We start from the raw sequence: 6770 nt of genomic DNA, 5'->3' as shown, positions 1-6770 counted from the left end.
CCCATCTCGGCGCCCCAATAGTCACTGTCTTCGCGCGACTGATCTCTCATCGACCTATCCTTCGTCTCTTCATCATGCAGTAGGGGGCACCAAACGGGCTCAGATCAACGATGCGGGGCAGATCGTCGATCGGGTAAAAGGCTATCTTACAGCGAGTGAAGGATCGGCCGCTGCAACCGGCTGGGTTTGGCTGCTCGTGGCCGGAGCGCGCACATGACAGGCCACGACTCGACCGTCTGCCATCGGCACCAGAGGCGGCACGTCGACCCTGCACCGCTCAACCGCGAGCGGGCAGCGCGGGTGGAACGCACACCCGCTCGGCGGATTGACGGGGCTTGGCACCTCGCCCTCCACCGGGGCCGCCAGCCGTGCCCGCGTTGGATCCGGCACAGGTGCTGCCCCGATCAGCGCCTCGGTGTAGGGGTGGACCGGCCTGGCAAAGAGCGCTTCACACGGGGCGAGTTCCACGATCCGCCCCAGATACATGACCGCCACGCGGTGACCGATATGCTCCACGACGCCAAGATCATGCGAGATGAACACGAAGGCGATGCCCATCTCCTGCTGGAGGTCCAGAAGCAGGTTCAAGATCTGGGCCTGTACGGAGACATCAAGGGCCGAGACCGCCTCGTCAGCGATGATGAGCGAGGGCTGGAGGGCCAATGCCCGTGCGATTCCGAGCCGCTGGCGCTGGCCGCCCGAGAACTCGGGCGGGAACCGGTGCATCATCTCGGGCCGCATTCCCACCTTGCGGAGAAGGTCCGCGGCCAGCACGTCGCGTTGCTTACGGCTGAGGCGCTCAAAATTCTCGACAGGCTCGGTGATGATCTGCCCGGCCGTGAGGCGCGGGTTCAGTGACGAGTAGGGATCCTGAAACACCATCTGCATGCGCCGGCGCGACGCGCGAAGCTCGTGTGTCTTGAGACTCGCAATGTCGATCCCGTCGATCAGCACGCGTCCGCCCGTCGGATTCACGAGCCGCATCAGGAGCCGCGCGACCGTGGACTTGCCGCAGCCGGACTCACCCACAATGCAGAGCGTCTCGCCCGCTTCGACGGAGAAGGAAACATCCTCGACCGCCCGCACCACCGGGACCGTCTTGTTCAGAAAGCCCGCACCGAGCGGATAATGCTTGGTCAGGTTCTCGACTTTCAGCAGGGGACCATTCATGCGCCTGCTACCTCTTCAGAACGCCAGCAAGCTGCGGCGTGGCTTTGCCCGACCTCCCGAAGGGTGGGCGTCTTCTCACGGCAAAGGTCGATCGCGAACGGGCAGCGAGCCGCAAAGCTGCAGCCGATCATGGGCCCGCGCAGGTTTGGCACAGTTCCGGGAATTTCCGGAAGGCGCTGCCGCCGGCCGTGCCGCCGATCCGGCACCGAGCGCATGAGGGCCTGAGTGTAGGGATGCGCGGGGCGCGCAAACAGATCGGTTACGGTTGCTTGCTCGACGATCCGGCCGGCGTACATGACAATCACTCGTTGGCAGGTCTCGGCGACAACGCCCAGATCATGGGTGATGAACATCACGGCCGTCCCCATGCGGTCTTTCAGATCGACGATCAGCCGCAGGATCTGCGCCTGGATCGTGACGTCCAGCGCCGTCGTCGGCTCATCGGCGATCAACAGCTCCGGTGAGCAGGCGAGCGCCATGGCGATCATGGCACGCTGGCGCATGCCGCCTGACATCTCATGCGGATAGTTGCTAACCCGACGTTCGGGGTCCGCAATGCGGACGAGCCGGAGCATCTCTTGCGCCTCGGCCATTGCTTCGGCCCGGGAGGCCTTGGTGTGGATCTGGACCGCTTCAGCGATCTGGTGACCGACCGTGTAAACCGGGTTCAGGCTTGTCATCGGCTCCTGAAAGATCATGGCGATCTGGTTGCCGCGGATCTGTCGCATCTCCCGGTCGGAGAGGTTCAGGAGATTGCGTCCGTGGAAGCGGATCTCGCCGCCGACGGTCCTGGCGCTCAGCTTCGGCAGCAGGCGAAGGATGGAGAGGGCGGTGATGCTCTTGCCGCATCCGGATTCACCGACAACGCCGAGCGTTTCGCCTTTCCTGACCTGGAAGCTGATGCCGCCCAGGGCACGGGTGACGCTGTCTTCGCCGAAGAAGTGCGTCTCGAGGTCTCGAACATCAAGCAGGACGTCATCCCCAATGGTATTTTGCATCTGCATTTGCATGTCAGCGCCTCCGCTTTGCACGGGGGTCGAACAGGTCGCGCAGGCCATCCCCGAGCAGGTTGACGGTGAGGACCGTGACGGCAAGGCAAATGCCAGGGGCGAAGACTGTCAGGGGGGCGACGCCGAGATACAAGCGAGAGCTTGCAATCATGTTGCCCCAGCTAGGGATCTCCGGCGGCACGCCGACGCCTAGAAAGCTCAGCCCAGCTTCTGTCAGGATCGCACTGGCGCACACACTGGCGCTTTGGACCATCAGGGCCGGAATGGTGCTCGGGAGAATGTGCCGCCCCAGCACCTTCGGCAGGCGCGCCCCGCCGCACAGCGCCGCCTCCACATAGGGACGCTCCCGCACACTCAGAACTACCGAACGAACCAGCCGCGTGACGGCTGGCGTCTCGGGGATTGCGATGGCAACGATGAGGATGCCGATCCCGGGGCCTGTCAGGGAAATTAGCGCAATGGCCAGCAGAATCGTCGGGATCGACATCAGGCCGTCCATGACCCGCATGGCGATGTTGTCGAAGCAGCGGTTGTAGCCGGCAATAATCCCGATCAGAAGCCCGGCAAGAGCCGCGCACACAGCCGATAACAGCCCGACCATCAGGGAGATGCGTGCGCCGAAGATCGTTCGGGCAAACACGTCCCGGCCGAGATTATCGCTTCCAAACCACATTTCGGCGGAAGGCGGCTGAAGCCGCTTGAAAGGATTCATGGTCATCGGATCGCCCGCGAAAAGCGGAGCAGCCAGGGCCAGGACCATTAGAAGCATTAGGAGGCCGCCCCCTATCAGCACCAGCGGGTGCCGCCTTGCGAGGCGAGCAAGACTGGATATCTGAAGTCGGCTCTGCGGTTCCGATTCAATCGATGCAAGGGAGAGAGTCATATCAGTACCGGATGCGAGGATCGATCAAGGTGTAGGCAAGATCGACCGCGAGATTGATCAGGACGTACAGACCTGAAACCAGGATGAGCACGCTCTGAATGATGGGATAGTCACGGTTGTTGATCGCATCGACGACCAGACGACCGATACCGGGTACGTTGAACACCGTTTCCGTGAGGACAACCCCGCCGATCAGATAGGCGAAGCTGATGCCGATCACGGTCAGGATCGGAACGCCGGCGTTTTTCAAAGCATGGTGGAAAAGCATGGCATAGGGCGAAGCGCCCTTCGCAGCGGCCGTTCGCATATAGTCTTCCGACAGGACCTCGAGCATGCTCGCCCGAGCGGTCCGGGCAATGAAGGCAATGTAGCCAAGACTCAGAGCCACGGTGGGCAGGATCAGTTGCACAAACCAAGGCACCAGGCCACGGTTGATTGGCACATATCCCTGAACCGGCAGCCAGTGCATTCTGATAGCAAAGAAATATACGAGGAAGTAACCAACGACAAACACCGGAACAGAAAAACCAAGCGCCGAGAAGGCCGCGAGAAAGCGGTCGATGAGACCGCCCGATCGCCACGCGGCAAGAACGCCAAAGGAGACACCGACCGTCACCGAAAGGATCATGGTCAGGACTGACAGGGAAATGGTCGGTTCGAGCCGGTGCGAGATGAGTTGGAGAACTGGATGTCCGGCAAAGATCGAGATGCCGAAATCGCCGCTGAGCATGTCCCGCACCCAACGCAGGAACTGAACTGGCAGTGGATCATTGAGCCCCAGACGCTCGCGGATGCCAGCGATCATTTGTTCTGTCGCCGACGGGCCGGCGATCATCGCCGCCGGGTCGCCGGGCGCCAGCCTGAGAAGCAGAAAGACGAAGATCCCGACCATCGCCATAACGGCGATGGTCGACACCATCCTGCGTAAGATGTAGCCAGCCATCGCTCAGGCCTTCTGCATGTTCCACATTGCAACAGGTCCCGGCATCTCAATGAGCCCGGTGAGCGTCTTGCGGCGTGCGATCGGCGACACAATTTGGCCTAGCCTGACGTCGCCGACGAAGTCCCACCAAACCCGTTGCATTTCGCGAGCCAGTGCCTTGCGCTGTTCGAGCGTTTCGACATCTGCCCATTTGGCCCGAAGAGCCTCGTATTCGTCGTTCTTCGGCCAGCCATACCAGCCAGTGTCACCATTGGCGCTTAAGGGGAGGGCGGCGATTGGATCACTCAGGGAATGGTCGGTGGTGCTCGTGAGGAAGATGCTCCATCCACCGTTCTCGACAGGCCCCTTGTTCGCGCGGCGTTTGATAACCCCGCCCCAGTCACTCGGCGCAAGCTCGGCATTGACCCCTATCTTGCGCAGCGTCGCCGCCAGTAACTGCGAGGCATTGCTGAACGCCGGCAAATTCGTGGGTTGGAGAATGACGACCTTCTCGCCGGCATATCCTGCTTCCCTGAAGAGCTGCCTGGCCTTTTCCGGATCGCCGCCCCTCTTGTACCAGCCCGTATTTTCGTCGTTGGAATAGAGTGTACTGTTTCCAAAGATAGAAGTGACGGTGTGGCCGTATTTTGGGTCGGGGGCCATGACGCGCAAGAACGCCTCCTGGTCGAGCAGGTGAAGCATCGCTTGGCGCGCCTTGACGTTGTCGAACGGCTTCTGCAGACAGTTCATGCGTAGGACCGTGTCGTCGCCAGCCTTGTCCAGAAGCTGGAGTGCAAGGTTCGGATCGCTCTCGATCGCTGAGTAAAGATCGGGCGGTGGAACTTGAAGGAAGTCAATTTCACCTGTCTGCAAGGCCGCCAAAGCAGTTTGCTGATCAGCGATATTGTCCCAGATCACGCGATCGATCTTGACGACCTTTCCGCCGGCACCCCCGTCTAACGGCTCCTGTCGTGGTACATATTTTTCGTTGCGGTCATAGGTAAAACTCGAACCTGGCCTGGCAAGAGCGTCATTAAACTTAAACGGCCCCGATCCGATATTCGCGGTTACCTGCTCGGTCGCGGGGCGGCCCGCGTCCTTCTCGCGCATGACGTACAGGCGCCGCCCCGACATTGTCGCCATCAGATCAATCAGAAGACCCAGCGGCTCCTTAAGCGTGATCGTGAAGGTCTTGTCGTCCTTCTTTGAGATATCCCTGGCCCGCTCCATGAGCAGTCGTCCGCCGCCGTCCGCTTGACCCCAGCGACGGATCGAGGTCACGCAATCCGCCGCGGTGACAGGAGTGCCATCGTGCCAGCTCAGACTGTCCCGGAGCTCGAATGTATAGTTCTTCTTGTCGTCGGAAACACCCCACTTCCCCACCATTTGCGGCTGCGGTGTCAACTTGGAGTCGCGTGCGAACAGCGTGTCATAAATCATCAGGGCATGGTTGGCGGTAATGGTAGCTGTCGTAAAGATCGGATCGAAGACGCTTAGGTCGCCGTCCATCGCCATGCGTACTGTCCGCGCGGCTGTAGGTGCCGTCTGCGCCCGCAGGACTGACGGAATCGATAAGGCCGTTCCGGCGGCTACGCCCGCTTTAACGAGGTCGCGTCGAGAGATTGTCATGCTCGGGTTCCCTTTGCGCTTTTGACTGCAAGTTCGGCTCACTACGGTACGTAAGCCCTTTGTTTGGAAGCAGGAGCTGTAGGCTGGACTTAAGGCCACCAGTTCCAGCGCTACATTTATCTCGTTATATATCCGTTTGCAACGAATGTTTTAAACATTGGATGACCACGTTATGGCAAAGGGAGCGATGCCTTCAAACAATCTACGCAACGGTGTAAGATATCATTCGGTTCGCGCTTCACGACGCGGCGAAAGAATGCCGACCCGCAGGCGCTGGCCTCGCGAGCAGCGTCCATACAGGCGTGCCATTTTGGTCGAGGCGCTGGTCTCATCGTTTAACGCCAGCCGCTCGGAATCGAGATCAAGCTGTCTGTCAAACTGGGCTCAGGACCTATTAATTTGGGTTGAGGTGTGATTCAGAGCCTTCTGTCGAGGAGGCTGTGAATGGGTGATCTGTTTCTGCTCAGTGAGCGTCAGATGGCGAGGATTTCGCCGTGTTTTCCGCTGGCCCATGGAGTGCCACGCGTGGATGACCGGCGGGTGGTCAGCGGGATCGTGTACGTCATCCGCAACGGCTTGCAGTGGAAGGATGCGCCTAAAGAGTACGGGCCCCACAAGACGTTGTACAACCGGTTCATGCGATGGAGCCGACTGGGGGTGTTCGACAGGATCTTCGCGGCTCTGGCCAGCGAAGGCCCCAAGCCCGAGCGGATCATGATCGACGCCACGCACCTGAAGGCACACCGCACCGCGGCGAGCCTGCTCAAAAAGGGGATGTTCCCCGTCGTATCGGGCGCACGAAGGGTGGCCTGAACTCCAAACTCCATGCGGTCTGCGATGAGGCAGGCCGGCCGATCATCCTGTTGCTGTCGGAAGGGCAGATGAGCGACCATAAGGGCGCACGGCTCATCCTGGAGGCGCTGCCGACTGGCGCAACCCTGATTGCCGATCAGGGCTACGACAGCAACTGGTTCCGGGAGGCTCTTGCTGACAAAGGCATCACATCCTGCATTCCGCCGACCAAGAGCCGGAAAGCTCCCATCGCCTATGACAAGGCTCTGTATCGTCAACGGCACAAGGTCGAGATGGTCTAATCACAAATGACAAATTCTGCCTGAGCCGCTTTGGACAGCTTAAGCTGAACTGGTGGCGATTG

At 60.4% G+C, this 6770-nt stretch carries 5 protein-coding genes and 1 pseudogene; 1 reads left to right on the top strand and 5 read right to left on the bottom strand.

Annotated elements, in window-relative coordinates:
* Positions 1-141: 141 nt before the first annotated feature.
* The 5 genes from DC522_RS31930 to DC522_RS31910 are packed head-to-tail and all read right to left on the bottom strand — an operon-like array spanning position 142 to position 5614.
* Positions 142-1170 carry an ABC transporter ATP-binding protein gene (locus DC522_RS31930; protein ID WP_116532471.1) on the bottom strand — a complete coding sequence of 343 codons (1029 nt, stop codon included), beginning with the start codon at positions 1168-1170 and terminating at the stop codon, positions 142-144.
* Positions 1167-2174 carry an ABC transporter ATP-binding protein gene (locus DC522_RS31925; protein ID WP_116532472.1) on the bottom strand — a complete coding sequence of 336 codons (1008 nt, stop codon included), beginning with the start codon at positions 2172-2174 and terminating at the stop codon, positions 1167-1169. The genes DC522_RS31930 and DC522_RS31925 overlap by 4 nt, the downstream gene beginning before the upstream one ends.
* Positions 2175-2181: 7 nt before the next feature.
* Positions 2182-3063, bottom strand: coding sequence for an ABC transporter permease (locus DC522_RS31920; RefSeq protein WP_116532470.1), 882 nt, complete (start codon positions 3061-3063; stop codon positions 2182-2184).
* A 1-nt stretch (position 3064) separates the two neighbouring features.
* A complete protein-coding gene (locus tag DC522_RS31915; RefSeq protein WP_116532469.1) occupies positions 3065-4006 on the bottom strand; it encodes an ABC transporter permease in 942 nt (313 codons plus the stop codon).
* A 3-nt stretch (positions 4007-4009) separates the two neighbouring features.
* On the bottom strand, positions 4010-5614 hold the full coding sequence (locus DC522_RS31910) for an ABC transporter substrate-binding protein (protein ID WP_116532468.1): 1605 nt from the start codon (positions 5612-5614) through the stop codon (positions 4010-4012).
* Between the two features lie 444 nt (positions 5615-6058).
* Here DC522_RS31910 and DC522_RS37675 point away from each other — a divergent pair.
* A pseudogene (locus DC522_RS37675) lies at positions 6059-6699 on the top strand (IS5 family transposase); the annotation flags it as partial.
* Positions 6700-6770: the final 71 nt, after the last annotated feature.

Source organism: Microvirga sp. KLBC 81 (assembly GCF_003075415.1).
Lineage (GTDB): Bacteria > Pseudomonadota > Alphaproteobacteria > Rhizobiales > Beijerinckiaceae > Microvirga.
This window is presented reverse-complemented; position numbering and strand designations above follow the sequence as displayed.